Source organism: Priestia sp. P5_B4 (assembly GCF_056400385.1).
In genome coordinates this window covers 1-968 of sequence record NZ_JBFULJ010001168.1, presented here as the reverse complement: position 1 = coordinate 968, position 968 = coordinate 1, and the positions used below count along the sequence as shown (strand labels likewise).

Genomic DNA, 968 nt, shown 5'->3' with positions numbered 1-968 from the left:
GTATGTTGAGTTGGGGCTCTTTTAATTTATTGTAAAACTCTTTAACTTGTTGATAATCCTCAAGAAAATATAACATCATTTTAAGCTCATTTAATAAAGGTCTTCTATTTTCTCTTTTCATTAAATCTAAATATAATAGTATTTCAGATAAATCCATTTTAATATTCAATAGTAAAAATCCCCTTTTTTAACTATTATATCAATACAAATTCTTATTTTGGCAGATTTATTTCTAGTGGTTTATCAGTTCATAATGCACAAACTATTTTTCCCACTACAAAAATATTAGTAATAGCCTTACATCAAAAATTAACGTAATACAATAGTTATATAAGACAAAAACGATAACTAATATCACTGGGGGGTCATTGTATGACACAAATCTTAAAAATAAATAATGCAATCGAGGAAGTAGAATTACAGGAAAAATTGTATCCCATTCGTGAAAATTGGCATTTATTAAAACCATATTTAAATGATGAAGATGTACAAGCAGTTCTCGATAAAGCAATGACTGATTTTTGTTTGGAGCATCCACGTTGGGACGGAAAAATGTGGACGCCAGGAGATGCGCCTTGGGATTACACGACAAGTTGTTATTGGCATGACCGAATTTTTGATGCCGTTCAAGAAGATGAAAATTTTCAAAAAGAACAAGATGAGTTGTTCCAAAAACTTTATAGCTCAAATTCAGATGACGAAGACGATTTATGGAATGAATTGCTTAGCACTGAAGAATACCAAGCATTGGACAAAAAATATTACGATAAACATTCTCCACAAGAAGGCACTATTGATTGGTATAAATTCATTCATGGTTGTCATTGGATTAATCAGTTTACAGCTGCTTTAGTATCAAAAGCATTGAATGTAGAAGCATTCGTTTTACACACTACTACACATACGTGTGCTACATTTGTAAAAGATGATATTGTTTATTATGTAGATATTCAGCTTGACTGGGAAAA

At 30.6% G+C, this 968-nt stretch carries 1 protein-coding gene; it reads left to right on the top strand.

The features are described 5' to 3' along the window. Window positions 1–372: 372 nt before the first annotated feature. On the top strand, window positions 373–968 hold a 596-nt coding region (locus tag AC1DRF_RS29670; RefSeq protein WP_477742528.1), incomplete at its 3' end, for a hypothetical protein.